The following is a 25,705-nucleotide window of genomic DNA, read 5'->3' as shown; positions in this document are numbered from 1 at the left end:
CAAAAATCTTTTCTCCATAATAGGATGATAAAAGCAGGGAGTAATTCAAATGCGCGGTAATCCAGAAGTCGTAGATTATTTAAATATGCTGATCGGTGGCGAACTGGCTGCTCGTGATCAATACCTGATTCACTCTCGTATGTATGAAGATTGGGGTCTGACTAAAATCTTTGAACGCATCGACCATGAAATGCAGGAAGAAGCACAGCATGCAGATGCCCTGATCCGTCGTGTCCTTTTTCTTGAAGGTACGCCAAATATGCAGCGTGATGACATCGAAGTTGGTGAAGATGTGGTGACCTGCCTGAAAGCTGACCTGAAGCTTGAGTATCATGTCCGTGAAAAGCTGGCTCAAGGGGTCAAACTTTGTGAAGAGAAGGGCGATTATGTGACCCGTGACATGCTGCGCCAGCAAATGTCGGATACGGAAGAAGATCATACTTACTGGTTAGAAAAACAGTTACGTTTGATCGAGCTGATTGGTCTGCAAAACTATATCCAGTCACAAATGTAAAATATTGAATAATAAAAAACCCAGCAGATGCTGGGTTTTTTGATTCTATAGACTTAAGAATTGTTGTTACTGACAATTCCGATTTTTTTCACTTCCAGACGCTGAGCCGCAGCCATCACCATCGCGATATGCTTGTATTCAGTTGCACGATCAGCCTTGATTTTAATCTGATCCTGATCGGCTTTTTGCGCCACGGTCTTGAATAAGGCTTCCAGCGCTTGAGCATTGGCCACCGGCTGATCATTCCAGAAGATCTGGCCTTGAGCATCGAGACGCAAATTCACAATCTCTGGCGGTTTTTCCTCAGTCGGTGGTGGTGTACCATTCGGCAGGTTGATATTAATCGAATTATTCGGCAACGGAATAGTGATAATAAACATAATCAACAAGACCAGCATGACATCAATCAATGGTGTCATGTTGACGTCCAGCATTACATCATCATCCTGATTTGAGCCAACATTCATTCCCATAACTGGATTCTCCCTCAATCTTAAGGTGAAGCGGGCGGGGTCGTGACAAATGCAATCTTGCCAATACCTGCTTGCTGGGTAGTACTGATGACCTGATCAATCGCTTCAAAAGCTGTTCTTTGATCACCACGAATATGCACTTCAGGCTGAGGACGTTTCTGGGCTTCTGCCTGTAAACGGGTCAGTAAAATTGCCTTGTCCGGAATATAGGATTCATTCCAGAAAATATCGCCATTTTTATTGACTGCCAGCTGGATATTTTCCGGCTTGGTTTCATACGGGACATTACGTTCTTCAGGCAGATCGACCGGTACGGTATGAATTGCAACCGGTACTGTAATCAGAAAGATAATCAGCAGTACCAGCATCACATCAACCAGAGGCGTGGTATTAATGGTACCAATGACCTCATCATCGCTGTCGTTTGAATTGACCATCATTCCCATGGTTGACCCCCATTTTTATTTTGTGTCGCGGTGAACAGGATTGTTTGAGCTGATTTCGCCGCTTAGTAGTACAGCATGCAGATCAGAACCGAAGGTACGAACTTCTTCCATTACAGCTTTATTACGGCGAGTTAACCAGTTGTAACCAAGTACTGCCGGAACTGCCACAGCCAGACCGATTGCAGTCATGATCAGTGCTTCACCGACCGGACCAGCAACTTTATCGATTGATGCCTGTCCTGAAATACCAATTGCAGTCAAGGCATGGTAAATACCCCAAACGGTACCAAACAGACCTACGAAAGGTGCTGTAGAACCGACTGTAGCAAGGAAGGCCAGACCGCCACTCAGATGGCTTTGAATCTTGTCGACTGCGCGTGAAATAGAAATCGTAACCCAAGTATTAAAGTCGATACGCTCAAGTAAAGTACCGCCATGGTTTTTGGTTGACTTGATGCCTTTTTCAGCGATAAAACGATATACGCTGGCTTCATCCAGATTTTGCGCTGCATTGTCCAATGAAGAAGATTCCCAGAACTGATGCTCTGCTTCTTTGGCTTGTTTGCGAATCTTGCCTTGTTGCAAGCACTTGGTGATCATGATGTACCAGGTACCGATTGACATGATCACCAGAATGAACAGGGTCACTTTAGACACCATGTCACCTTCTTTCCACATGGCTTCCAGACCATAAGGGTTGCTGGCAGGTTTTTCAGCTGCAGCAGGTGCTGGCGGTGTAGGCTCAGCGACAGTCGCAGGAGTTGGGGTTGCCGTTTCAGTGACTGTCGTTGCAGGTGTAGGGGATTCTTCAGCAAATACGGTTTGCAAAGGTAGTAGAGTACTTGCCGCAATGACACTTGCAGCAGTGATATTTTTTAAAGTGTGTCGTGCGTTTTTCATAATGAATCTCCTCATTTTGTTTTTAATCTGTTGTCTGGATCAGTCCAAGATAAATTCGTAGGGAATGTCGTACCAAGATTCTTGTGGTTCACCATTTTTCATTGCAGGTTTAAAGGTACATAAGCTGAAAGCCTTGGACGCTGCACGGTCGAGTGAACGACTGCCACTGGATTTTTTTACTTTGGCCTCTTTCACTTTGCCGTCGGTATTCACAAAGACAGAGATCAGCACATTACCTTGCTCTTCCTTCATTGATGCATCACGTGGATATTCCGGACGCTTACAGCCAGCTTCGCCTTGAGATACGCCACGTGTAACGCCAGTTGGTTGCGGTGGAGCAGCAGGCGCCGCTGCAACAACTGGAGCTGGTGCAGCCACTGGACTTGGGGATGGTGTTGCTGCAGCTACAGGTGTTGGTTCTGCAACCGGTTGAGTGACTGTTGGTGTAGGTTGTGTTTTCTGTACTGGAACCACTTTTTCTACCGGTTTAACCTCAGGAACCTGTGCCACTTTTTCTACAATTTTAGGTGGCTCAGGTGGGGTTTCTTTCGGTGGTTCTGGTTCTGGTGGTTTAATATCCTGAATAATCATCAATTCAACCGGTTCTTCTGACGGTTTGATGATGTCTTTTGCCATACCTGCCATTAGCACCAGGCCCACCAGGATATGCAAGAAAATCACGACACCAATTCCAGTCAACTTTTTGGCGGAGCTTTTTTCTATGTCTTCAAACGTTGTGCTCATCATGACTCCTGGAATTTAAGACAAACAAGAAATAACGGTTTATTTCAAAGCTGATGTAGCTGCATTATTTTTTGTTTGGCTAAAATGATATGAATACTGCAAATACAGTATGGCGCTGTATTTGCAGAAAGCTTGTCTTAGAATTTGTAAGTACCACGGATGTAGTAAGTACGACCTGTAGGATCTGAGTAACGAGGGTCATAACCGTATTGGAAGTTATCCAGAACATCAGATGCAGCAGGCTCTTCATCAAAGATGTTGAGGATACCGCCAGTCAACTCCAGGTTTTTGAAGCCTTTATAAGTTGTTGCGAAGTTATAAAGTGTGTAGTCACCCACATCACGTTCGCCAGAGTAGTCTTCATAACCACGAGTGAACTGTTGTTCAAAGATCATTTTCCAGTCTTCATAAGACCAGTTCAGGTTGGCAACATGTTTCCAGCGAACTACTGCCGGGTCTTCATATTTGCCTACCAGACCAGACCATTCACCGCCTGGTTCACTTTGGTAGTCCAGATTGATCACGTAAGTACCATCAATACCGAAACCGAAACGACCAGTAGATGTTTTAGGTGTCAGGTAGTTCAGGCTCAGGTCTACACCTGAAGTTTTTAAACCGCCAGAGTTCATCAGGGTAGTACGGATGTGCTGGATACGGCCTTCGCTATCACGTATGAAACGGTCTGCATAAAGGTCTGGATTACCAAAGATTGATGATTCACCCACTGTACCTACCAGACCATCGATCTCGATATTGAAGTAGTCAGCAGTGAAGACCAGGTTTTTGATTGGTTCAAATACTAAACCAGCAGTGAATGATGTAGATTCTTCTGGTTGCAGGTCAGGTGAACCACCTTGGGTACGCTTAAACTGGGTATTACATTCAACCTGATATTTAGGTTCGACTGGCGTGCCACCTGGACATAACACAGGGTCATTGTATTTCGCACCTGTCCAGGTTTCACTGATTGGCGCGTTGATTTCGTACAAGCTTGGTGCACGGAAACCGGTGCTATAAGATGCACGGAACATGACTTCCTTCATTGGTTCCCAACGAAGACCAACTTTCGGGTTGAAGGTATCACCGAAGTCGCTGTAGTCATCATAACGGGCAGCAATTTGAGCTTCCAGGCTTGGCAAGATTGGAATCTGGAATTCAGTAAAGAATGCTGTGATGTCACGATCACCCTTACTGATTGGTTTGCTCGGATCAATACCAGAACCTGGTACTTGAGCCACGATTTCAGAGTTTACTTTCGCTTCCCAGTCCTGAGTGGTGAAGCTACCACCGAAGGCAAAGCCAACATCACCTGCAGGTAATTCAAAAATTGGACGGCTGATTGTAAAGTCTGCAGTTGTAGACTCTAAAGAGGCGATGTTAGTTTCGCCATTAATCACAAATGATTCCCAAGGGGTATCGCCTGGACGTGCTGGACCGAATGGGTTAATACGACCTTCATTCAATGCAGTTTGCAGGTTGCTACGGTGTAAGTAACCACCTGTGAATTCATCAGTTGCTTCACTTTTCGCGTATGACACGCCTGCGTTGATATCCCAGCCTAATGCCTCACCTTCAATACCGGCAAAGAAGCGGTGAGAGTCATTGGTTGACATACTTTGACGGTTGCCTGCCTGAGAACGGAGGTAAAGTTGAAGTGGGTCACCGCTTAACTCGCCATCTGTAATAGCCGGAGTAATACCATTACCTGGATAGTATTGGCTGCTTGAAGGTAAAGTCACGGTACGGCCATAAACGTCTGGTGCAATTGAAGTGGATACTTCAGAACGTGTAAACACGTATTCACCAACCGCATTTAATGAATCATTAAGCTTGAATGTCCCTTTACCTAATGCAGATAGTGTTTCAACCTGTGGTTTGATCGCAATTAAAGCCTGCGTATTTAGATAACAGAAGCCGTCATCTGGAGAAGACCATGGAACATTATTACAGTCATCTGGGTATGGGTTACCTAAGTAACCAGTGGTTGGATCATAGATGTTTGCCGGGAAGCCGCTTGCAGAGCCGGCATCAATACCTAATTCAGGAATTACACCACCACGGCGGCTGACTTTACGCTGTTGAGCATGGATCTGGTTAGATTTACGGTAGTCCAAGACACCCATGACGTTAAAGCCATTTTCATCCAGGTCACCGAAACCACCGAAGATCGCAGCTTGTTGTTTCTCACCACCTGAATGTTCGGTTTCATGTAAGGCTCCGGTAACGCCTAAGCCATTGTATTCAGATTTGGTGATGAAGTTGATTACCCCCGCAATCGCATCTGCACCATAAACTGCAGAAGCACCATCACGTAAAATCTCAATACGGTCAATCATCGCCATAGGGATGATGTTTAAGTTGGTACTATCTGTACTGAATGCACTATAGGCAAGACGGCGGCCATTTAAAAGCACAAGCGTTTTGTCTGAGCCTAGACCACGTAAGTTGGCTGTAGAACCTGAAGTATTACTTGCACCTACGTTTTGAGCAGTAGAGAAACCAGCCTGGTTGGCGCTGACTTTTACTAAAGCTTCTTCAACAGTAGTTACACCCTGGTTCGCAAGATCTTCACCTTTGATGACGGTGATTGGTGAAGAACTTTGTGCAGCAACCCCCTTGATTGATGAACCCGTCACTGTCACTTTCTGAACTTTAGTTGGCTGTTCAGCAGATGCAGCTTCTTCGGCATGGGCCAGCGGCAGACACATCATACTTAAGCTGAGTGCGCTTAACTTGAGTAGTCTTTTGCTGACGGTTGGAGCCCCCATAGATCCGACCAATTTATTTTTTTTCATCGTAAATTTCACCCTTTTGTTATGTGAAGTAGTGCTGGGTTGATCTAAGCAAGGCGGATGCCAACTTATAAAATTTTATATTTTTATATTTTTAAGTAATTGAAAAATATTAATTTAATTGAATTTGGTTTGATTTAGTCGAGTTATACTGAAGAAAAATTAAGAAGTCTGTGTATCGAATCTGAAGAAAGAAGGAAGTGAGACCCCTGTCAAAGCAATAAATAAATATTTAATGAATAAGAAAGTAGTCCAAAAATGAGAGGGAAATTGAATAAAGTTTAATCATGGTGCATAATTTTTACATAAAATATACAATATTTTTTTAAAATAAATTATTTATAATACAAGTACTTGTGTTTATTTATTGTTTACCTAAAGGTATACAATAGTGCAATAAGATGAAACAGGGTTGAGTTATTTTTGTGCGAAATGAACTTCAGTAAGAATTTTGAGGATAAAAATTTAATTAATGATTCATGGAAAATATTATGTTATTCATAATGTTTTAAATAATTAATAAAAATAAACTTTTTTCAGTTAAAAACAGGAAGAAATCCCTATTTTTTGCAAGGATGGCATGAAATTCGCTTTGTTCAGTTTATTCCATCTGTCCAGCTTTGACCCATCCATTGAAGCAAATATGGGATGATGTATTTAAAACTTCCTATAGCAATAAAACTTCAAGATAAAGAATAGGTACAAATTTGAAATCAGCACTTTTTAGTATGACGATTTTGGCCTTGGCTATAAGCTCGGGGCAAACTGCCTGGGCAAAATCATCTGCACATCCGGATAAAGTTTTAAACCTGGCTTTTGAAGCACCTGATGATGGTTTTGATATGGTCAAAACCTATAATTTTTATAGTGGTAGCGTTGCTGAGGCCATTTTCGAGCCTTTGTTGCGTTATGACTATCTGGCCCGGCCTGCAATTTTGGCCCCAAATACCGCCGAGTCTTTACCCGTGGTTAAACAGGATGGCAAAGTTTATACTTTTAAAATCAAGCCAGGAATTTATTTCAGTCCGGATCCGGCCTTTCAGGGCAAGAAGCGTGAACTGGTTGCTCGGGATTATATTTATTCCATGCAAAGGGTGATGGATCCGAAAAATCACTCGCCTTCTTTTTCCTTTATCGAAGGCAAAATTCTTGGCGCGGATCAAGTTATCCAACAAGCCAAAAAAACGGGCAAATTTAACTATGATGCTCCGATTGCCGGTTTAAAAGCCCTAGATAAATATACCTTACAAATTACCCTGACCCGTTCAGACCTGAACTTTCCTTACATTCTGGCCTATGTCGCTTTTGCTGGTACTGCACGTGAAGTCATCGAACATTATGGCGATCGGGTAGGTCAGCATCCAGTCGGAACAGGGGCATACCAGTTACACAAATATGTGCCGCGTAGCCGCATTGAGTTAACCGCTAATCCAAATTATCGCGGTTTTGTCTGGAACTTTAAGGGGGATGGTTCAGAGTGGGATCAACGGATTGTTAAAGCCATGCAAGGCAAGCAGATGCCGCAAATCGGCAAGGTCAAGATCAGTATCATTGAAGAAGAACAATCACGTTGGCTGGCTTTAAAATCTGGACAATTAGACTATGACAAACTGACTGCAAGTGGCGCTGAACAGGCACTGGAAAATAAGCAGCTGAAAAGTGAATACAAGAAAAAAGGCATCCTGCATTATCCGAATAAAGAACCGGAAATCACCTATACCATCATGAATATGCGTGATCCGGTGATTGGTGGAGACTCACTGGAAAAAATTGCACTACGCCGTGCCATTGCCTTGTCCTATAACCAGAAAGAAGCCATCCAGCAGCTATATAAGGGGCATGCTGTTAAAGCTGAAATGATTCTTCCTGAAGGCGTGGGCGGATATAACCCGAATTATAGAAGCAGTATTGCCTATAACCCATTACTCGCCAATAAACTGCTCGATCGTTTTGGCTACAAGAAAGGCGCCGATGGTTATCGTACCTTGCCTGATGGCAAACCATTGGTTCTGAAAATGAACTCGACCAGCTCAAGTTCTTCCGTTATTTCTGCGGAACTATGGAAAAAGAACCTGGATGCAATCGGAGTAAAAGTTGAATTTAAAGTCAGTAACTTTGCCGACAATTTAAAAGAAGCCACCCAGTGCAAACATATGATGTGGGGTGGCGCCTGGATTGCAGATTATCCGGAAGGGGAAAACTTTGCCCAATTGCTGTATGGCCCAAATGCCCAGCAAGGTAACCTGAGCTGCTATACCTCTAAAGCCTATGACGCGCTGTATCAAACTGCGATGAAACTGCCGCCTCAGCAACGTACTCCATATTATGAGCAGATGAACCGCCAGATGGAGGCAGATAATCCATGGATTTTGCACAATATCCGGGTACGCAACTGGCTGATTCACCCACAGGTACAGGGCTTTAAGGCACATCCGGTGGCTAGAGCAGTTTGGCAATATCTGGATATTGAACCTGTTAAAAAATAACTTGAGAAGATTAAGAACCAGTATGAATGTGAATACAAATGCTTTAAAAAAGCTGGCCAGTGGGGTTTTAGTGGCCAGTTTAATGATGGCAGGTGCTGCACCCACATGGGCTGCCAATCCCGCCAATCCGAATAAAGTCTTAAAAACGGTCTTTCCCGCGGCTGAAACCGGTTTCGATCCCGGTTATATCCATGACCGTTATTCGGCCAAGATTAACTCGGCAATTTTCGAAACCTTATATACCTATGATTATCTGGCCTCACCAGCGAAACTGGTGCCATTGACTGCGGTAGATATGCCTCAAGTCAGTGCAGACGGTTTGACTTATACCATTAAAGTTAAAAAGGGCATTTACTTTGCGGATGATCCGGTCTTTGGCGGTAAAAAACGTGAATTAACCGCCTATGACTATGCCTATTCTCTAAAGCGTCTCTTAGATCCAAAGCTTAATTCACCTAATAGCTGGCTGCTGGATGGTCGGATCAAAGGGCTGGAAGCATGGACAGCCATGGCGAAAAAAAATGGCAAAGTCTATGAAAATCCATTTGAAGGCATTCAGACTCCAGATCGCTACACCTTGGTACTCAAGCTGAATAATCCGGATCAGAACTTTCCGATGTTGCTGGCCCACGGTCCAGCTGCCGCAGTTGCACGCGAAGTCATTGAAAAGTATAAAGACAAAGCTGGCTGGGTAATGAGTAAGCCGGTCGGTACAGGGCCTTATGTACTTAGTCGCTGGACACCGGGATCACGCATTATCTTAAAGCCAAATCCGGCTTACCGTGGTTTTGTCTGGAATTATAAAGCCAATAGTGCAGAAGACCAGGCGATTGTCAGTGCGATGCAGGGCAAAAAAATGCCTCAAATCGGCACCATTGATGTGCGTGTCATTGAAGAAGCCCAATCACGGATGTTGTCATTCAAGAAAAATGAACTGGATCTGGTGGAAATCGACGGCGATCTGGTCGTGCAGGCATTGGATGGTGACAAGTTAAAACCTGAGCTGGTCAAGCAAGGCATCAAGCTGTCACGCATGTTGGAGCCATCGATTAACTACCATTACTGGAATATGCAAGATCCGGTAGTGGGTGGTTTTACGCCAGAAAAAATAGCCTTACGTCGTGCGATGGCAATGGCTTTTTCTGTTGAAAATATGATTAGCGTACTCCTTAAAGGAGATGGTGCAAAACTGCACATGCCTATTCCGCCAGGAGTTGCAGGCTATTCACCCGCTTATAAAACCAGTACACCATATTCGGTCAAGGCAGCCAACATGTTGCTGGATCGCTATAACTATAAGATCGGTGCGGATGGCTGGCGGAGAACTCCTGAAGGTAAACCTCTGGTGATTGAACTGATTACGGCCAATACCAGTCGTGGTCAGCAACAGGGCGAATTCTGGAAAAAGACCTTAGATAATATTCATATCAAACTGACCAGTAAGGCCATGCCATTTGCTGAAGGCATTAAGCTGGAAAAGCAATGTAAAACCATGTTTAAAAGCTCTGCATGGATTGCCGACTATCCGGATGCTGACAACTTCATGCAGTTGTTCTATGGCAAAAACGTCAATGTCACCAATAATGCCTGTTTCAAGCATGCGGAATATGACCGTTTATATGAACAGAGTCAGAGCATGCCACCGGGTCCTGAACGGGATCTGGTTTATCGCAAAATGACCCGTATTCTAGAGGTCAATATGCCAACCATGATGCTGTATAGCACCTACCGTAATGCATTAGCGCAACCTCATGTTATTGGACACAAGTCCCATCCGATTCTGTCTACAGAATGGATGTATATCGATATTGATACTAAAAAGTAAGAAAAAGCTGGAGATGATGATGACATTAAAACACTTGAAATTTACCACACTCTGTCTGGCGATGATCGGGGGATCTCAAACCGTCATGGCAGAGACCCAAACCCAGCTTTTGCCTTTATTCAAGGCTGCAGAAATTCCGGCATTGTGCGATGCCAATCTGGATAAAATGCAAAAAGATATCCAGAAATTTGAAAGCCAGAAAATCAAAAATAAGGCTGAAGCCCGTCCTTATCTGGCAGCTTGGGATACATTGCAGGCATCGATTGGTGATTTTGTTTCACCTATCGGTTTATATAGCAATGTTGATCCTGATCCGGCCTTGCGTCAGGCAGCAGATGACTGTGAACTGAAAATCAGTAAATACCTGACTTCCATGTATCAGAGTCCAAAACTGTATGCCCAATTCAAGAAACTGAAAGCCAAAGATTCGGTCGATGAAAAATTCCTGAAAGATATTCTGAATCAGTTTGAAAAAACCGGGGTACAACTCAGCGCAGAGAAACAGAAGCGTCTGAAGGAAATTATTGAAGAAAGTACCAAACTGGGGCAGGACTATTCCAAGAATGTACGTGATAACCCTGAAAAAGTTGAATTCACTGTTGCAGAGCTGAAAGGTTTACCTGAGAGCTATATCGCCGGTTTAAAGAAAAATGAAAAGGGCAATTATCTGCTCGGCTTCGACTATCCGGAATATCAGCCATTTATGGAGCTGGCAGAGAGTGATGAAGCTCGTAAACGTTATCAGACTGCCTATACCCGCCGAGGGACTGAGAAAAACCTCGAATACATGAAAAAGGCTATTGATCTGCGTTATGAATTGGCCCAGCTATTCGATAAAGACAGCTATGCTTATGTTGCCTTAAAAGATCGCATGGCCAAAACCCCAGAAGCAGTCAATAGTTTTCTGGATGAGGTCTATGCCAAAGTTGCGCCATTAGAAAAGCAGGATGTTGAAGAATTACGTCAGTTCAAGGCAGAAACCTTAAAAATTCCGCTGGAAAAAGCAGAGATTGAGCGCTGGAGCCAAGGCTACTGGAGTGAAAAACTGCGTCAGGCCAAATATAAGGTGGATCAGGAAAAACTGCGTGATTATTTCCCGACTGAAGCGGCTCAAAAATGGTTATTTGCCGTATCCTCCGATTTATATGGGATTGAATTCAAGCCGGTAAAAGTCAAAGCCTGGCACGATGAAGTTGAATACTATGCCGTGCATGACAAAGCCACCGGTGAGTTTATGGGCGGACTTTATGTCGATAAATATCCACGTGAAGGCAAATATGGCCATGCTGCAGTCTGGGGCGTTTATGGTGGCAGCCGTTTAAATCATCGCCGTCCGGTCTCTGTTTTGGTGACCAACTTCAACCGTAAAGGTCTGAACAGTAATGAGCTGGAGACTTTTGTACATGAAATGGGTCATGCGCTACACGGAATATTATCGAAGACCCGTTATACCGAGCAGTCAGGTACATCGGTAGAGCGTGACTTTGTTGAAGCACCTTCGCAAATGTATGAAGAGTGGGCGCGCCGTTTCGAGACTTTATCTAAAGTAGCAGATTACTGTGAACCTGCTTGTCCTCGTGTCGATGAAGCCATGACCGAGCGCTTAAAGAATGTGAAAAATTATGGTCGCGGCCTGCATTATGCCCGTCAGACTTTATATGCTCAGTACGACATGGCCCTGCACGGTAAAGATGCGAAAAGTATTGATCCATTAAAACTCTGGCAGGATATGGAAAGTAAAACTGCGTTGGGCTCTGTTCCAGGTCAGCAATTCCCGGGTCAGTTCGGACATTTGATGGGTGGCTATCAGGCGGGTTATTACAGCTATATGTGGTCTGAAGTGCTGGCACTCGATATGTTGTCTGCTTATGGTGACCATCTGATGGATCCAAAAGTCGGCATGCACTATCGCGAGACTGTACTAGCACAAGGCGGACAAAAGCCGGGCGATCAGATGGTTAAGGATTTTCTGGGCCGTGATCCGGACAGCAAAGCTTTCTTTAATGAAATTTCAGGACATTAAGTCAAGGAAGGAAAGCGATGCTGGCATATATTATTCGAAGGATTTGGCAAATGATCCCCACCATGCTGGGGGTGATTCTGCTGATATTCCTGTTATTTAACTGGGTCGGGGGAGATCCGGCCTATATCCTGGCCGGTAAAATGGCCAATGCTGAGCAGATTGAAAATATCCGCCAGCAGCTCGGGGTCGATCAGCCTTATTACGTACAACTGTGGATTTTTATCCAGCAGATTTTGACCTTTGATTATGGCGTGAGCTGGAGTACCGGTGAGTCGGTATCACAGATTATTACCACGCGTTTGGGGCCATCACTGACCATTCTGATTCCACTGACTATCCTGCAAACGATTGTTTCAATCATTTTGGCGCTCGGGGTCGCTTCAGTGCGCGGTTCGCTGACTGACCGCATGATCATGATGCTGTGTACCATCGGTATGTCGATCAGTATTCTGGTCTATATCATCGTATTCCAGTACGTCTTGGCTTATGAACTGAGCTGGTTCCCGGTACAGGGCTGGAGCGATAACTTTACTGAAAACTTATTCAAATATGCACTATTGCCAGTATTAATCATGCTGGTGGTGAGTATTGCACCGACTTTACGTCTCTACCGTAGTTTTGTCTTGGATGAAGTCAATCAGGACTATGTCCGTACCGCACGCGCCAAAGGTCTGGGCGAAAGCCGCATTCTGGGCGTGCATGTATTGCGTAATGCATCAATTCCAATCATTACCGATGTCATGGCGGGACTTCCGGCTTTACTGATCGGTGCTTTCCTGATTGAACGTTTCTTTGGTATTCCAGGCATTGGCCGTGAAGTGATTATCGCAGTTGAACGTTCTGACTTTCCGGTAATTAAAGCGATTACGGTCTATGTTGCGGCTGCGACCATGTTATTTAACCTGATTGCCGATCTGATCTATAAATGGGTCGATCCACGTGTACAGTTGAAGTAGGTGAATTATGCTGAGTGCGATATTTAAAAAAGAGCAACATGCTTCAGCAGTGCCTGAGTCTGCTTCAACCGGATTATGGCAGCTGGCGTTGCGTCGTCTGAAACGTGACCGCATTGCGATGTTCTCCCTATTTGTGGTGCTGTTTTATCTGCTGATGTTGCTGCTTTCCATGACAGGTGTGATTGCCAAGGACTGGAATAAAGAAGTAGCGGTGAGTTATGCACCCCCAAGCTTTATCTATACACCGTCTATGCCTGGAGCGGCAGGTGAAGATCAAAGTACTGAATCTGCCGTAGTACCAGTTAATCCAGTTGATCCTTTAAAAGATGTGATTGCAGAACTGGAAGCAGAAATTGCTGCTGAACAGGGCGCAGGTGTGATTGATTATTATGGTGTAGTCGATCCACTGGCTGAAGATATGAAAGCCATTGATCAGGAATTAGGGGGGCAGTTACTGGATCAGAGTAGTGAGCTTAAACAGAGCCTGTTCTTTGGCGCAGATAAATGGGGTCAGGATGTACTACTGAAAACCATTAAAGGTGCAGAAACTTCGATTTTAGTTGGCCTGATTGCTGCGCTGGTTGCGGTGGTGATTGGTACAGTACTTGGTGCGATTGCTGGCTATTTCGGTGGTTGGGTCGATGATGTGCTGAACTGGTTCTACAATATCTTTACTTCTATTCCTTATCTGTTGCTGGTGTTAGCGATTGCAGCAGTACTGCAACAAAAAGGGATCTTATCGATTATCCTGATTTTGGGTCTGACCGGCTGGACCGGGGTATTCCGCCTGGTTCGTGCGGAATATATGAAGCATACTGCACGTGAATATGTACTGGCAGCGAAAGCCATTGGGGTAAGCAATATGCGCCGTATCTTCGTGCATATTTTTCCGAATGTCAGTCATATCGCTTTGGTTCAAATGTCCATTCTTGCAGTGGCCTTTATCAAGTCCGAAGTCATTCTCAGCTTCTTAGGCTTTGGCGTACCGATTGGTGTGGTGTCATGGGGTAGTATGCTGAATGAAGCGCAAAGCGAGCTGATTTTAGGCAAATGGTGGCAGTTGACTGCGGCATCGGTGGCGATGGCGGTACTGGTGACAGCTTTCTCAATGTTTACTGATGCATTACGTGATGCATTAGATCCAAAACTGAAATAGGAGCGCAGCGATGTCTGAAATGAATCCAAGCACAGCACCCGCGTTACTTCGCGTAGATAACTTACGTGTCAGTTTTAAAGGTGAAAATAAACAATATGTGGAAACGGTCAAAGGAATTTCATTTGAAATTCCGGCCAATACCACAGTGGCGTTAGTCGGTGAATCCGGAAGTGGTAAATCTGTGACTTCATTAGCAGTGATGGGACTATTAGCACCTGAGAACTCGAAGGTCGCTGAAGACAGTCAGATCCTGTTTGAAGGTCGGGACTTATTGAAACTTAAGTCGAGTGAAATGCGTCAGATCTGTGGCAAAGAAATTGCCATGATCTTCCAGGAACCGATGTCCTCATTAAATCCGGTGTTTACCGTAGGCATGCAGATTTCTGAAATTCTACGCCTGCATTTGGGCATGAATAAAAAGCAGGCCCGTCAAAGAACACTGGAACTTTTGCAGGAAGTCGGTATTCCTTCACCGGAAACCAAGATTGATGCTTATCCGAGTCAGTTATCTGGTGGACAGCAGCAACGGGTCATGATTGCCATGGCCATTGCCTGTGAACCGAAACTATTGATTGCTGATGAACCAACGACGGCATTAGATGTGACTATCCAGAAACAGATTCTGGACCTGCTTGAATCCTTGCGTCAGCGCCGTCAAATGTCGATGTTATTCATCAGTCATGACCTAGCGGTAGTTGGTGAAATTGCGGATCAGGTCATTGTAATGCGTTATGGCGAGATTCGTGAGCAAGGTTCGGTGACAGAAGTCCTGAACAATCCTCAGGATATTTATACCCAAGCCTTGTTGCATTGCCGTCCACAGCTGTTGCACCGTCCTTTGCGTTTGCCGGTGATTAGCGACTTTATGAAACAGGATAGTCTGGCGCATGACCTGCATGCGAACGCTCCGCTACAACAGGAACGTTCCCGTGGTTTAAAAGGTAATGAAGAGATCATTCTCGATGTACGTGATCTGAAAAAATCCTTCTATAGCCGTAAAGGCCTATTTGGAAAAGATGAATTTCAGGCTGTGAAAGGCGTGTCTTTTCAGCTGGCTAAAGGCAAAACCTTAGGGCTGGTTGGGGAGTCAGGTTCTGGTAAAACCACGATTGGTTTGCTCCTGATGCGACTGCAACAAGCTACAGGCGGCAAGGCGTTGTTTCAGGGTAAAGATATCTTGTCGATGACTGAAAAAGAGTTTACGGCCTATCAGCGTAAAATCCAGATCATTTTCCAGAACCCTTATGCTTCTTTGAATCCGCGTTTTACCGTGGGACAAATCCTGATGGAGCCGATGCAGATTCATCATATCGGCAAGGATGATGCAGAACGTAAACAGATGGCACTGGATCTGCTGGAACGGGTCAGCTTACCGGCTCAGGCCTTCTATCGCTATCCACATGAGTTCTCAGGTGGCCAGCGTCAGCGGATTGCAATTGCACGCTGTCTGACCTTAAAGCCTGAGATTTTGATCTGTGATGAATCAGTGTCCGCACTGGATGTATCCGTACAGGCGCAGGTACTGAACTTATTGCAGGATTTACAGGATGAGTTTGGTCTGAGTTATATCTTTATTTCGCATGATTTATCAGTAGTGAAATATATTGCTGATCAGATCATGGTGCTAAATCATGGTGATCTGGTGGAAATTGCCAACTCAGATGATCTGTATCAGTCTCCGCAACACGACTATACCAAGCGTCTGTTAAGTGCGATTCCTCAGGGTATTCCGCAGTAACTTGCTAAAGTACGAAATAAAAAATGTCCACATTGCTGGGCATTTTTTATGACGGGAATTCACTTTCAGGAAATCGCTGAGCCAACTGCTCGTATATTAATTTTTGGTCTAGCATATTAAATTGACTGAGATTAAGATCATAGTTTTGTGCCGCTGTATGTAAGCGGAGCAATACCATTTGATGCTGGTCATTGGGAGGAATTGCAATATATTCAAGCTGCTGAACTTCACTCAATTTACATACCTTGCGGTAAGGATGCTCAAAGAGAAACCAGTAGATACTATGCTCAGAAATGACCAGTGCCCGGTATGTTTTTATAAGATGGATGACAAGAACCAATAAGAGGGAGGAACCGATTAGGATACAGGTCCATAGATCCAGCACTTGCAAAGGATGCGTACTAAAATCACGAATAAAATGAAAATCACTAAAAGGGATAGGGCTGCGCTCTGGATCAGCTCTTTGCCAGATGTTGTAATGAACCAGCATAAAATGGATCAGCATCAATATATAGAAGCCGTAAAGCCGGTTAGTCTTAGTAGACATAGGTTTATAATATTGGTTTGTCATTATTATTGTTCTTGCAAAAAAAGAGCCACCGAAGTGACTCTATCTTATTCAAAGCCTAGAACTTTTTAAAGCCTTTATTCGCACCATATAAACCGCGTGGTGCATTACCTTCACGGTTTTCGCGGCGGCCAAACTGGTTGTCTTCACGGTTGTCACGACGTGCAAACTGGGTGCCATTCTGGTTTTCACGACGACCAAAGCCTTGATCATCGCGACGTTCACGGTTGTTGTATTGCGGCTGCTGCTCATCGGTATCACGGCGTTGCTGACGCAGGTAACCACCACGGCGCGCTGCCATTGGTTTTTCCTGCATACGCTCATTACGACGTTTCGCCATGCCGAATAAGCCGGTACCTTGACGCGGTTTCAGCTCAACTGATTTGGTCAGGTTATCGATATCCTGTTTATCCAGTTCAATCCAGCGACCTGTACGAAGTTCACGTGGCAGAATCACGGTACCATAACGGGTACGTAATAAACGGCTGACTTTCAGGCCTTGTGATTCAAAGATACGACGAACCTCACGGTTACGACCTTCTTTCACGACAACTTGATACCAACGGTTGATCCCGTCACCACCCAGTTCAGAGAATGATTCAAACTTCGCAGGACCATCATCTAGCACCACGCCTTTCAGCATGTTGTTTTTCAGTTGTGGAGTCACTTCACCCATGACACGAACCGCATATTCACGTTCGATTTCATTTGATGGGTGCATTAAACGATTCGCTAGTTCACCGTCATTTGTGAACAGTAACAGACCGGTCGAGTTAATATCCAGACGGCCGACCATTACCCAGCGATCGCCTTGAATTGATGGCAGGTTGTCAAATACTGTTGGACGCTGTTCAGGATCATTACGTGAACAGATTTCGCCTTCTGGCTTATAGTAAATCAGGACACGACGACGGATTTCGTCTTCGATCTGGAACTGCACTTTACGACCATCGATGCGAAGCTCATCACCTGGTTCGATTCGTTCACCCACTTGGGCAATCTGCCCATTCACACTCACACGACCTGCGGCAATGACTTCTTCCATATAACGGCGAGAACCCAAACCAACACGTGCAAGCACCTTTTGCAACTTTTCACTCATGACAGCATAACCTTAGAAATAATTATTCAACAGTTCACCTATTTATGACTTCGGTGCATTCGCATCGAGCGCCATAAAAGCTTCCTTGGCATCCTGCAGGGGAGGCAATTGGCCTAAAGAATTTAAGCCAAACGCATTTAAAAATTGTGGCGTTGTCACTAACAACGCAGGTCTTCCAGGGAGTTCACGAAAGCCGGATTCTTTAATCCAGTTCCAGTCAAACAGCGTACGCAAAATCTGACTGTTATTCGTGACACCACGAATTTGTTCAATATCAGCTCGGGTCACTGGCTGATGATAAGCAATCACCGCAAGCATCTCCAGTAATGAAGGTGACAGGCGTGTCGGTCGCTCGGGCCAGGTCTGTGCAATAATATTACGATATTTTACACGCACTTGAAAACGGTAACCTTGCACAGTTTCAACCAGTTCAATAGAACGGCCATGCATCAGCATGGAAAGCTGTTGTAAATACTGGCGCAGCTCCTGCTTGCTATAGCGATCCTGAAATGCTTCTTTCAGTCGAGCTAAGGAAACTGGGGAGTCACTGGCAAAAATAATGGCTTCCAGCTGCATCAGAATTTCATGCAGATTATCTTCCGCAGACAAGGAGATATTATGGTCTGTGTTCATGCGTGTGCTCCTTGAATTGCGAGCGGTGCCTCAACACCTGAGGCAATAATTTGAATTTTTTGCTGGCGGGTGAGTTCCAACACGGCCATAAAGGTCACGACTACACCCATGCGTCCCTGACTTGGCTTGAGTAATTTATCAAAAGATAAGACTTCACCAGATTCCAGACGGCTTTCAATATAGGCAATCCGCTCTTCTAGTAAAACAGGCTCCTGTTGCACCTGATGAATGACCGGTTCAGGGCGGTTAAAGACACAAAGCAAGGCATCACGCAGCAGATCGGCACTATGACCTTCATTCGGCTGGATAAACTCGCCTAAGTGCACATTGGTCTGAAAGGTATCACGTTCCAGAATCGTCATCTGACCCAGACGTTCCGCAGCCTGCTTAATCCGTAAATAATTTTCCAGACGCTCAATCAGATCCTGTTTCGGATCCTGTTCAACCGCAGCCGCGCTTTTCGGTTTAGGCAGCAATAAACGAGATTTGAGATCGGCTAGCAAGGCTGCCATCACCATATAATCTGCGGTCAATTCAATATTCAGGGATTTCATCGCATCCATATAGGACAGATATTGGGAGGCAATCGGCGCGATATCAACCTGTAACAGGTCAAAACCATTTTTCTGGATCAGGTAGATTAAAAAGTCGAGGGGGCCTTCAAAATGTTCTAACAGAATTTCAAACGCTGCTGGAGGAATATACAGATCCTCTGGAATCGTATTTTGCCATTCATCCAGAACCCGGATGTTTGGAGCAGATTCCATAGCGTTATGGGGCATTTGAGTCATTACAATTATAAGCCACGCGAATTTTCAAAGGCATGAAATGGCTTATTCCCCGAGCTGTTGTCAGGAGAAAAAGCACATAATTTAGTAGTTGGCATTGTACTGGAAAATTGTCGTTAAATAAAATAGATATGCATTCAAATGCAAAAAAACCATATTTATTTTAGGAGAAATTTTATTTTTTTAATTGGGTAAAACGCACAAGTCTGATATTAAACAGCATATTAGACCTCTTTCATAAATCATTTTTTGCTCAGTTCCAAGTTGTAGATTCCAGCGATTAAATTGAATCTCAAACCAAGCCTTTTACCTCTATTTCGATAACGCTCAGCAAGGATTTTGAAGGTTTTCAGGCTGCCAAATACATGCTCAATTCCGATTCTTCTTTTATTGATTTCTTGATTATAGATTTTCAATTCAGGATCCAATTTACAGTGTCTTTTGGCTTTTAATGGCAACAGGCTATTCGGATACAACACATAAATCCCCTGATAGCCTTTATCTGCAAGAATAAAAGCCCCAAAAGGAATCTGGTTTAAATTGCGTTTGAACAACTCGAAATCATGCACTGCACCGCGACTGGTACATAAACTCAGAATTTGCTGAGTTTTGTAGTGAATCATGGCCTGTACTTTAAAGGTATGGGTCTTTTTCTTGCCGCTATAGCTTTTCTTCTGTTTTTTTAGGCCTTTGGATTGGAATTTCCGTGGCATCCACGATCACAACATTCCAGTCGATGCCTTCGCCCTCGGGTAAATCTTTGGGTAAATTAAACAGATTGGACCGAATCAGGCAGTCTTCAACATGATGGACAATTCTTGAGGCTGTGGGCTCTGAAACCCCGTAACTCGTCGCAACGTGAAATAAGGTTCGGTATTCCCGCCAATAGCTCAGACAGAGCAGAACCTGATCCTCCAGGCTTAACTTGGGCGGTCTGCCTTTGGCAGGGACATGCTTCTGCAATTGCTCAACCATCAAATAGAAAGTTGACCATGAGATGCCTGTGTATCGCTTGAACTGAGGATCAGAAAGCTTGTTTGAATCGATGTATTTCATCCGCAGATTATGCACGAATGCCAAGAAATCCGGAGTGCAAATATTAACCAAAAAGAAGATCGTTTTTTGATTTATGAAAGAGATCTATTAGCTAAAATTAAATACAATATGGTCTGAGTGGTCTGAGAAACTGTAACTTCATATAGAGAATTTTTACAAGATTCTCAGCACCTATTAAATAGTGACTGAGTGAAAGCTCATCAGGAAATATGTGATAAAAATAAGAAAAAACAGTTATCTATCGCCTAAAAAATAAACTAATATAGCCAAAAAAATATTGATAAATAACAATCATAGATCAGGTTAATTATAAAAATGCCAATCATACTTGTGTTAATCGGCGTCATCGGCTTAGGGGTATTCTGGGGCTATCCTCAATATCAGCTCATGCAGCTTGAAAATGAAATGCGTACCAATCTGAAGTCTGGCGGCTTTTCCAGCTTTGTCGAGCAGGCCAAACCAGTGATGCAGGCCATGAAACTGGATTTTAGCGTACTGGACCAGTATCCTCATATTCGTTTCTATATGCGTAATACGCTTTATACGGGCAAAGATTTACCCGACGGTGTTACTGCAATGGTCAAAACCATGAGCTGTAATTCTATTGATTCTTTTAGGACTATGGAATCCACAGCCCGGACTGCGTTATTGAATGTGCTTGAAGAGGATCAAATCACTTTTCATGTTTCAGTCAAAAACAGGTTTGGTGCTGAACTTGCAACTCATCAGCAAAAACTGTCGGAATGTCCAAACTTCTTGCAGTTAAAACATTATAAAGAAGGTGATCCGTTCCCCCCAATGCCAAGTTTGAATAATCAGGTTCCTTCGGTTGCACCAGCGGTCAGTACATCTACTCAGGAGCGTGCAGCGAGCTATTAAATCCTGGCATGCGTGATAAGGTTATTTTAATTCTGATCTCGCAATACATATTCGATGATACGTTGGCAGGTAGCTGCCAGACAAACATTGCTTGTTGAATAAACTTGTAGAAGTTTTCTTGCCATCGCGATCTCAAGAAAGTATGAGTATTCAATATTATTGATATTCAGATTTAATTCTGGCTTGGAATTTTTATCGATAGATATTGCCTTGGATTCCAGTGTCCAAGGCAATTCAGCATAGATCAGATGATCGGCAGGAAATTCATTCAGGTTCAGGAGGATATAAAACAAATCCATTTTATTTTCTTCTGAGACTTCATTAGAAGCAGCTTTATTTATTCAAAAGCACTGACATCACCAACACCACGACGAATCACTTCAGGCTGATCTCCTGATAAATCCACAATAGAAGTCGTACTTAATGTGCCTAGTCCACTGTCGATAAAAACATCAATACGCTTACCAAGCTGCATTTCAATGTCATAAGGATCATCTAAAGGATCCGTCTGGTCTGGCAGGATGAGCGTTGAAGTGAGCAGCGGTTCGCCCAGCTCTTGAAGCAGCATCTGACACACAGGATTGGTAGGGATACGCAAACCAATGGTTTTTTTCTTTGGATGCATTAAACGTTTAGGCACTTCGCTGGTTGCCGGAAGAATAAACGTGGTCACAGCAGGTGTATTATTTTTCAGCAAACGATAGACGGCATTGTCGACTTTGGCATAAGTCGCAAGATCGGATAAGTCACAGCAGATAATGGCATATTGGTGCTTAGGTCCTAGACCACGAATCTGTGCGATTCGCTCCATCGCATGTTTATTCCCGATCTGGCAGCCAATCGCATAGGCTGCATCGGTCGGATAAACCACAACATCACCGGCACGAATACGTTCTACTGCCTGACTGATCAGACGAGCTTGCGGATTATCCGGGTGTACACGTAAATGCAGCATAAATATTCCTCCCAACCTGCCTTAAACTTATTATGAAATGCCTTTGTATAAAGTAACAATGACAAACAGGTAGATTTGTGTAATTTAATCAAGCATTTCACGTTGAAATTCATCAGATTGTAAACTTTTGCCCGCACGGGTGCAGACACAGATACAATCAATGAAGCGTTTGGCATCACGCGGCAGTTTGGCTTCGCCACTAAAATAACGTTGCACCTGGGCATAGACATTATCTTTAAAGCTGGAGCCATCACCACCATCGCCGGTTAAATTATCCAGAGACACACGGAACTTACGACCAAATGCTTTGGAAAACATCCATTCAATCGCTTGTGGTTTGATTTCGACCTGCTCAAATAATGCCTGCTGTTCCTTGGTGCGACCATCTGGCGCATACCAATAACCCAGATCTGGCAGCAGACGGCGCTTGTCACCGGCAATCGTCCAGTGACTGATTTCATGCAGGGCACTATTAAAGAAGCCATGCGCAAACTGGATCCGGGCAGGGCTATCTTTTGTTGCCGGGAAATACTCCGGTTCAAACTCACCACGGACTAAAGTGACATTTAGGTGGGAAAACCAGTGATTAAAGTGTAAGATGAGCCAATCAACCTGTTCCGCTTCTGAGGATAAATTCGCCCACGGTAAGCGTTGCACTTGCTGTAGTGAGCTGTCAGAATCGGAGGTTGAAAGTGTGCTAACGAGTGATGAAACATTCACTTCTGTTTGCGGCTGCAACAGATGCATGACTGAAATTACCCAATTGGTCTGTCTAAAAATAAGTACAAAATTGTATCTTAATCTTTGACAGAGTTCTGATGAATTTGTAGAATTGCCGCCTTAATTATGTCAGCAAATACCTTTCCGGCACAGATTGAGCCGTTTAAATGGGCTGAACAGGGCTTTAAATGGTCAGGTCAACTGCCTTTATCCCGCTTTGTTCGTATTGCTCGTGAAGCTGTTGGATCAATTGATGATCAATTGATTAACATAGACTGTAAGCTATCAATGGATGCCTATCATCGCATTGCATGGTTGGATGGTCATGTTGAAACGAAAGTTCCAATGGAATGCCAGCGTTGTCTGGAGACCGTTGAAATCGAACTCGTTTCAGATTTTCATCTAGCTCTTGTGGATGATGAGTCACTGATAGAGCGCTTGGATGAGGATGCTGATTTCATCGTCTTAGGTGAAAGTGAAGCAACGACGAAGGGTTCATATGATGCACCTGCCACCGCTGACTTACTCGCACTGATAGAAGATGAATTGTTATTGTTGATGCCGCTGTCTCCTAAGCATGACGTTTGTGAGCATAAGCATCAACCTGCCGCAGAAGAAGTTGTTGAAGAAAAACGGGATAATCCGTTTGAAGTTTTGGCAGCTTTGAAGGGTAAACTTAACTAATTTTTGTGTTATACTCATGCGTATAAGACAATCGAATTTGTTCTGATCCATTTTTTCGATATTTGTAAGGAGCCATCATGGCCGTTCAGCAAAACCGTAAAAGTCGCTCTCGCCGTGACATGCGCCGTTCACATGACGCTTTAACTGAGAATGCATTAACTGTAGACCAAACTACTGGTGAAACTCATCGTCGTCACCACGTATCTAAAGATGGTATCTACCGTGGTCGTCAATTATTCGCTAAAGCATCTGCTGAATAATTGATGATGTATTAAGCGTTAAAGCTTAGTAGAAAAAATGGGAGCGTTAAGCTCCCTTTTTTTATGCCTGATTTTATGTTCAGGTTTTGCGGCCATCATGTGAAGTCGCGGTTTTTGTTGTATTTGGCAATTACCCAAGCCAAAATTACGTGTTAAATTGCGCTCCACAATGGGTAAGGTGATCTGATCGGCCAATTTTAGGTCTAAGAAAAGATTCGCACCTCTTGAATGAAAGGATTTTATTTATGTCTGCTAAACAACTCGAACAAGCAGCTCAAGCAACTAAAACTGCATTTGTGTTCCCAGGTCAGGGTTCACAAAAAGTCGGCATGCTCGCTGAACTTGCAGAACAGTTTAGTGGTATCCGCGATACATTTGCTGAAGCATCTGAAGCGGTGGGTTTTGATCTGTGGCAGATTGCACAGACGGGTGAAGGTCTGGATCAAACCGAATTTACTCAACCGGTACTATTAACAGCATCCATCGCATTATGGCGTGTATGGTTAGAGCTGGGTGGGGTAGCACCAAAATATATGGCGGGCCATTCACTCGGTGAATACAGCGCGTTAGTTGCAGCGGGTGCTTTAAGTCTGGGTGATGCAGTCAAGCTGGTGAACCTGCGTGGTAAGTTGATGCAAACTGCTGTACCTCAAGGCGTAGGTGCAATGGCAGCGATTCTGGGTCTGGATGATGCCAAAGTGATCGAGCTTTGTGCACACGCAACAGCAGCAGGCGAAGGTTCAGTTGAAGCAGCCAACTATAATGCTCAGGGGCAAGTCGTAGTTGCCGGTAATAAAGAACGTGTAGAAGTCGTGATGGCACTGGCCAAAGAAAATGGCGGTAAAGCGATTGCACTGCCAGTTTCAGTTCCTTCACATTGTTCACTGATGAAACCTGCCGCTGAGCAGTTCGCAACAGCTTTGGAACAAACTGCCATTGAGATGCCACGCATACCTGTATTACAAAATGTAGGCGCAAAAGCAGCTGCGGACGTGAGTGAGCTTCGTCAGGCTTTGACTGAGCAGCTGTATGAGTCAGTACAATGGACTAAAACACTACAATTCCTTCAAGATGAAGGCGTTGAGTACATTGTAGAATGTGGCCCAGGTAATGTACTGGCCAATATGGCAAAACGTTTACCAAATATCGAAAAAGCACTTCCATTAGATACTCAATCTCGTCTGGAAGATGCGCTTAACACCGTATTGGTGGCAGAAGGGAAAATTGCATGACACAGGAACGTAAAGTTGCCTTGGTGACAGGTGCAAGCCGCGGCATTGGTGCTGCAATTGCACAACAATTAATTCAAGACGGTTATTTTGTCGTAGGTACTGCAACTTCTGAAGCGGGTGCAGAGAAACTTAATGCACAATTTGCTAAAAATGGTGCCGGTAAAGTTCTAGATGTACGTGATGGTACTGCGATTGATGCGCTAGTCAGTGATATTGAACAAAACTATGGTCCTGTGCTGGTACTGGTGAATAATGCCGGTATTACCAAAGACAATCTGTTATTGCGTATGTCGGAAGACGACTGGGATGATATTTTAAACATTCATCTGAAAGCCGTTTATCGTTTATCTAAACGTGTGCTGAAAGGTATGACTAAGGCACGTTTCGGCCGTATCATTAATATCAGTTCTGTGGTGGCGCATTTTGCTAACCCAGGTCAGGCAAACTACTCTGCAGCAAAAGCAGGTATTGAGGCATTTGGTCGCAGTCTGGCTAAAGAAATGGGTAGTCGTCAGATTACTGTCAATGCTGTTGCACCAGGCTTTATCGCGACTGAAATGACTGAACAGTTAAGTGAAGAAATTCGCAAGAAAATGAGTGATCAAGTGGCTTTAAACCGTTTAGGTGATCCACAAGATATCGCGAATGCCGTAAGTTTCCTGGCATCGGACAAAGCCAGTTACATTACAGGTACAGTCATTCACGTTAATGGTGGTTTATACATGAGCTAAACGGCACATGTATTAACTTTCCAAATTTTATAGATTCAATTAAA

26 protein-coding genes are annotated in these 25,705 nt (G+C 44.1%); 12 read left to right on the top strand and 14 right to left on the bottom strand.

Features of this window, described 5'->3' with window-relative positions:
* Positions 1–49 precede the first annotated feature (49 nt).
* Positions 50–514 (top strand): bacterioferritin, encoded by a 465-nt coding sequence (gene bfr, locus FTV13_RS10155; protein ID WP_004783337.1) that lies wholly within the window; start codon positions 50–52, stop codon positions 512–514.
* 53 nt (positions 515–567) lie between these two features.
* On the opposite strand, the gene FTV13_RS10150 is transcribed toward bfr, so the two are convergent.
* The 5 genes from FTV13_RS10150 to FTV13_RS10130 all read right to left on the bottom strand — a co-directional run bounded on the left by FTV13_RS10150 (position 568) and on the right by FTV13_RS10130 (position 5,872).
* Positions 568–987 (bottom strand): biopolymer transporter ExbD, encoded by a 420-nt coding sequence (locus tag FTV13_RS10150; RefSeq protein ID WP_004783336.1) that lies wholly within the window; start codon positions 985–987, stop codon positions 568–570.
* A gap of 20 nt (positions 988–1,007) precedes the next feature.
* A complete protein-coding gene (locus tag FTV13_RS10145; RefSeq protein WP_005234255.1) occupies positions 1,008–1,433 on the bottom strand; it encodes a biopolymer transporter ExbD in 426 nt (141 codons plus the stop codon).
* Between the two features lie 15 nt (positions 1,434–1,448).
* Positions 1,449–2,333 carry a MotA/TolQ/ExbB proton channel family protein gene (locus FTV13_RS10140; protein WP_179992868.1) on the bottom strand — a complete coding sequence of 295 codons (885 nt, stop codon included), beginning with the start codon at positions 2,331–2,333 and terminating at the stop codon, positions 1,449–1,451.
* 39 nt (positions 2,334–2,372) lie between these two features.
* The gene (locus FTV13_RS10135) at positions 2,373–3,077 is read right to left on the bottom strand and encodes an energy transducer TonB (protein WP_180011938.1); all 705 of its coding nucleotides are present in this window, start codon (positions 3,075–3,077) and stop codon (positions 2,373–2,375) included.
* A gap of 137 nt (positions 3,078–3,214) precedes the next feature.
* Complete coding sequence (locus tag FTV13_RS10130; protein ID WP_180011936.1) at positions 3,215–5,872, bottom strand: TonB-dependent receptor; 2,658 nt, start codon at positions 5,870–5,872, stop codon at positions 3,215–3,217.
* Between the two features lie 725 nt (positions 5,873–6,597).
* Here FTV13_RS10130 and FTV13_RS10125 point away from each other — a divergent pair.
* Genes FTV13_RS10125 through FTV13_RS10100 form a run of 6 tightly spaced genes read left to right on the top strand, consistent with a single transcriptional unit; the run spans position 6,598 to position 16,053 of the window.
* On the top strand, positions 6,598–8,355 hold the full coding sequence (locus FTV13_RS10125) for an ABC transporter substrate-binding protein (RefSeq protein WP_180011970.1): 1,758 nt from the start codon (positions 6,598–6,600) through the stop codon (positions 8,353–8,355).
* A 22-nt stretch (positions 8,356–8,377) separates the two neighbouring features.
* Positions 8,378–10,180, top strand: a complete 1,803-nt coding sequence (locus FTV13_RS10120) for an ABC transporter substrate-binding protein (RefSeq protein WP_180011934.1) — start codon at positions 8,378–8,380, stop codon at positions 10,178–10,180.
* A 19-nt stretch (positions 10,181–10,199) separates the two neighbouring features.
* Positions 10,200–12,203: a M3 family metallopeptidase gene (locus tag FTV13_RS10115; RefSeq protein WP_180011933.1), complete on the top strand. Its 2,004-nt coding sequence runs from the start codon at positions 10,200–10,202 to the stop codon at positions 12,201–12,203.
* Positions 12,204–12,220: 17 nt separating this feature from the next.
* Positions 12,221–13,159, top strand: coding sequence for an ABC transporter permease (locus FTV13_RS10110; RefSeq protein ID WP_004783323.1), 939 nt, complete (start codon positions 12,221–12,223; stop codon positions 13,157–13,159).
* Positions 13,160–13,166: 7 nt separating this feature from the next.
* Positions 13,167–14,315, top strand: coding sequence for an ABC transporter permease (locus FTV13_RS10105; RefSeq protein ID WP_034170660.1), 1,149 nt, complete (start codon positions 13,167–13,169; stop codon positions 14,313–14,315).
* 10 nt (positions 14,316–14,325) lie between these two features.
* On the top strand, positions 14,326–16,053 hold the full coding sequence (locus tag FTV13_RS10100; RefSeq protein ID WP_180011931.1) for an ABC transporter ATP-binding protein: 1,728 nt from the start codon (positions 14,326–14,328) through the stop codon (positions 16,051–16,053).
* A 46-nt stretch (positions 16,054–16,099) separates the two neighbouring features.
* Here FTV13_RS10100 and FTV13_RS10095 read toward each other — a convergent pair whose 3' ends face one another.
* The 6 genes from FTV13_RS10095 to FTV13_RS10070 all read right to left on the bottom strand — a co-directional run bounded on the left by FTV13_RS10095 (position 16,100) and on the right by FTV13_RS10070 (position 20,251).
* Positions 16,100–16,600, bottom strand: coding sequence for a hypothetical protein (locus FTV13_RS10095; RefSeq protein WP_166136674.1), 501 nt, complete (start codon positions 16,598–16,600; stop codon positions 16,100–16,102).
* A 79-nt stretch (positions 16,601–16,679) separates the two neighbouring features.
* Positions 16,680–17,723 carry a 23S rRNA pseudouridine(2605) synthase RluB gene (gene rluB / locus FTV13_RS10090; RefSeq protein ID WP_004783318.1) on the bottom strand — a complete coding sequence of 348 codons (1,044 nt, stop codon included), beginning with the start codon at positions 17,721–17,723 and terminating at the stop codon, positions 16,680–16,682.
* 42 nt (positions 17,724–17,765) lie between these two features.
* The gene (gene scpB / locus FTV13_RS10085; RefSeq protein WP_004783317.1) at positions 17,766–18,356 is read right to left on the bottom strand and encodes an SMC-Scp complex subunit ScpB; all 591 of its coding nucleotides are present in this window, start codon (positions 18,354–18,356) and stop codon (positions 17,766–17,768) included.
* The gene (locus FTV13_RS10080) at positions 18,353–19,147 is read right to left on the bottom strand and encodes a ScpA family protein (protein ID WP_180011929.1); all 795 of its coding nucleotides are present in this window, start codon (positions 19,145–19,147) and stop codon (positions 18,353–18,355) included. Before FTV13_RS10080 ends, scpB begins: the two co-directional genes overlap by 4 nt.
* A 239-nt stretch (positions 19,148–19,386) precedes the next feature.
* Positions 19,387–19,857, bottom strand: coding sequence for an IS5/IS1182 family transposase (locus FTV13_RS10075; RefSeq protein ID WP_004809604.1), 471 nt, complete (start codon positions 19,855–19,857; stop codon positions 19,387–19,389).
* Positions 19,805–20,251 (bottom strand): transposase family protein, encoded by a 447-nt coding sequence (locus FTV13_RS10070; protein WP_218946464.1) that lies wholly within the window; start codon positions 20,249–20,251, stop codon positions 19,805–19,807. The genes FTV13_RS10075 and FTV13_RS10070 overlap by 53 nt, the downstream gene beginning before the upstream one ends.
* A gap of 264 nt (positions 20,252–20,515) precedes the next feature.
* On the opposite strand from FTV13_RS10070, the gene FTV13_RS10065 reads away from it, so the two are divergent.
* Positions 20,516–21,079: a hypothetical protein gene (locus FTV13_RS10065; protein WP_159123539.1), complete on the top strand. Its 564-nt coding sequence runs from the start codon at positions 20,516–20,518 to the stop codon at positions 21,077–21,079.
* Between the two features lie 26 nt (positions 21,080–21,105).
* On the opposite strand, the gene FTV13_RS10060 is transcribed toward FTV13_RS10065, so the two are convergent.
* The 3 genes from FTV13_RS10060 to FTV13_RS10050 form a co-directional block, all read right to left on the bottom strand.
* The gene (locus tag FTV13_RS10060) at positions 21,106–21,378 is read right to left on the bottom strand and encodes a hypothetical protein (protein WP_159123540.1); all 273 of its coding nucleotides are present in this window, start codon (positions 21,376–21,378) and stop codon (positions 21,106–21,108) included.
* Positions 21,379–21,416: 38 nt separating this feature from the next.
* Positions 21,417–22,034 carry an L-threonylcarbamoyladenylate synthase gene (locus tag FTV13_RS10055; protein WP_004783309.1) on the bottom strand — a complete coding sequence of 206 codons (618 nt, stop codon included), beginning with the start codon at positions 22,032–22,034 and terminating at the stop codon, positions 21,417–21,419.
* An 84-nt stretch (positions 22,035–22,118) separates the two neighbouring features.
* On the bottom strand, positions 22,119–22,781 hold the full coding sequence (locus FTV13_RS10050) for an elongation factor P hydroxylase (protein ID WP_125278772.1): 663 nt from the start codon (positions 22,779–22,781) through the stop codon (positions 22,119–22,121).
* A gap of 99 nt (positions 22,782–22,880) precedes the next feature.
* On the opposite strand from FTV13_RS10050, the gene FTV13_RS10045 reads away from it, so the two are divergent.
* From FTV13_RS10045 to fabG, 4 genes are all read left to right on the top strand, one after another.
* Positions 22,881–23,438, top strand: a complete 558-nt coding sequence (locus FTV13_RS10045) for a DUF177 domain-containing protein (protein WP_004783305.1) — start codon at positions 22,881–22,883, stop codon at positions 23,436–23,438.
* Positions 23,439–23,515: 77 nt separating this feature from the next.
* Positions 23,516–23,698: a 50S ribosomal protein L32 gene (rpmF, locus tag FTV13_RS10040; RefSeq protein ID WP_004783304.1), complete on the top strand. Its 183-nt coding sequence runs from the start codon at positions 23,516–23,518 to the stop codon at positions 23,696–23,698.
* A gap of 245 nt (positions 23,699–23,943) precedes the next feature.
* Positions 23,944–24,930: an ACP S-malonyltransferase gene (gene fabD / locus FTV13_RS10035; protein ID WP_180011925.1), complete on the top strand. Its 987-nt coding sequence runs from the start codon at positions 23,944–23,946 to the stop codon at positions 24,928–24,930.
* Positions 24,927–25,661: a 3-oxoacyl-ACP reductase FabG gene (fabG, locus tag FTV13_RS10030; RefSeq protein ID WP_180011923.1), complete on the top strand. Its 735-nt coding sequence runs from the start codon at positions 24,927–24,929 to the stop codon at positions 25,659–25,661. Before fabD ends, fabG begins: the two co-directional genes overlap by 4 nt.
* Positions 25,662–25,705 lie beyond the last annotated feature (44 nt).

This window comes from Acinetobacter sp. YH12235 (genome assembly GCF_013417705.1).
Taxonomy (GTDB): domain Bacteria; phylum Pseudomonadota; class Gammaproteobacteria; order Pseudomonadales; family Moraxellaceae; genus Acinetobacter.
This window is presented reverse-complemented; position numbering and strand designations above follow the sequence as displayed.

Coding starts and splice junctions, on each gene's coding strand:
- FTV13_RS10095 (WP_166136674.1), bottom strand. CDS start 16,600: ATGTCTACTAAGACTAACCGGCTTTACGGCTTCTATATATTGATGCTG.
- rpmF (WP_004783304.1), top strand. CDS start 23,516: ATGGCCGTTCAGCAAAACCGTAAAAGTCGCTCTCGCCGTGACATGCGC.
- FTV13_RS10130 (WP_180011936.1), bottom strand. CDS start 5,872: ATGAAAAAAAATAAATTGGTCGGATCTATGGGGGCTCCAACCGTCAGC.
- FTV13_RS10080 (WP_180011929.1), bottom strand. CDS start 19,147: ATGACTCAAATGCCCCATAACGCTATGGAATCTGCTCCAAACATCCGG.
- bfr (WP_004783337.1), top strand. CDS start 50: ATGCGCGGTAATCCAGAAGTCGTAGATTATTTAAATATGCTGATCGGT.
- FTV13_RS10115 (WP_180011933.1), top strand. CDS start 10,200: ATGACATTAAAACACTTGAAATTTACCACACTCTGTCTGGCGATGATC.
- fabD (WP_180011925.1), top strand. CDS start 23,944: ATGTCTGCTAAACAACTCGAACAAGCAGCTCAAGCAACTAAAACTGCA.
- scpB (WP_004783317.1), bottom strand. CDS start 18,356: ATGAACACAGACCATAATATCTCCTTGTCTGCGGAAGATAATCTGCAT.
- FTV13_RS10120 (WP_180011934.1), top strand. CDS start 8,378: ATGAATGTGAATACAAATGCTTTAAAAAAGCTGGCCAGTGGGGTTTTA.
- FTV13_RS10135 (WP_180011938.1), bottom strand. CDS start 3,077: ATGAGCACAACGTTTGAAGACATAGAAAAAAGCTCCGCCAAAAAGTTG.
- rluB (WP_004783318.1), bottom strand. CDS start 17,723: ATGAGTGAAAAGTTGCAAAAGGTGCTTGCACGTGTTGGTTTGGGTTCT.
- FTV13_RS10055 (WP_004783309.1), bottom strand. CDS start 22,034: ATGCTGCATTTACGTGTACACCCGGATAATCCGCAAGCTCGTCTGATC.
- FTV13_RS10110 (WP_004783323.1), top strand. CDS start 12,221: ATGCTGGCATATATTATTCGAAGGATTTGGCAAATGATCCCCACCATG.
- FTV13_RS10065 (WP_159123539.1), top strand. CDS start 20,516: ATGCCAATCATACTTGTGTTAATCGGCGTCATCGGCTTAGGGGTATTC.
- FTV13_RS10050 (WP_125278772.1), bottom strand. CDS start 22,781: ATGCATCTGTTGCAGCCGCAAACAGAAGTGAATGTTTCATCACTCGTT.
- FTV13_RS10105 (WP_034170660.1), top strand. CDS start 13,167: ATGCTGAGTGCGATATTTAAAAAAGAGCAACATGCTTCAGCAGTGCCT.
- FTV13_RS10150 (WP_004783336.1), bottom strand. CDS start 987: ATGGGAATGAATGTTGGCTCAAATCAGGATGATGATGTAATGCTGGAC.
- FTV13_RS10075 (WP_004809604.1), bottom strand. CDS start 19,857: ATGCCACGGAAATTCCAATCCAAAGGCCTAAAAAAACAGAAGAAAAGC.
- FTV13_RS10145 (WP_005234255.1), bottom strand. CDS start 1,433: ATGGGAATGATGGTCAATTCAAACGACAGCGATGATGAGGTCATTGGT.
- FTV13_RS10140 (WP_179992868.1), bottom strand. CDS start 2,333: ATGAAAAACGCACGACACACTTTAAAAAATATCACTGCTGCAAGTGTC.
- FTV13_RS10045 (WP_004783305.1), top strand. CDS start 22,881: ATGTCAGCAAATACCTTTCCGGCACAGATTGAGCCGTTTAAATGGGCT.
- FTV13_RS10060 (WP_159123540.1), bottom strand. CDS start 21,378: ATGGATTTGTTTTATATCCTCCTGAACCTGAATGAATTTCCTGCCGAT.
- fabG (WP_180011923.1), top strand. CDS start 24,927: ATGACACAGGAACGTAAAGTTGCCTTGGTGACAGGTGCAAGCCGCGGC.
- FTV13_RS10125 (WP_180011970.1), top strand. CDS start 6,598: ATGACGATTTTGGCCTTGGCTATAAGCTCGGGGCAAACTGCCTGGGCA.
- FTV13_RS10100 (WP_180011931.1), top strand. CDS start 14,326: ATGTCTGAAATGAATCCAAGCACAGCACCCGCGTTACTTCGCGTAGAT.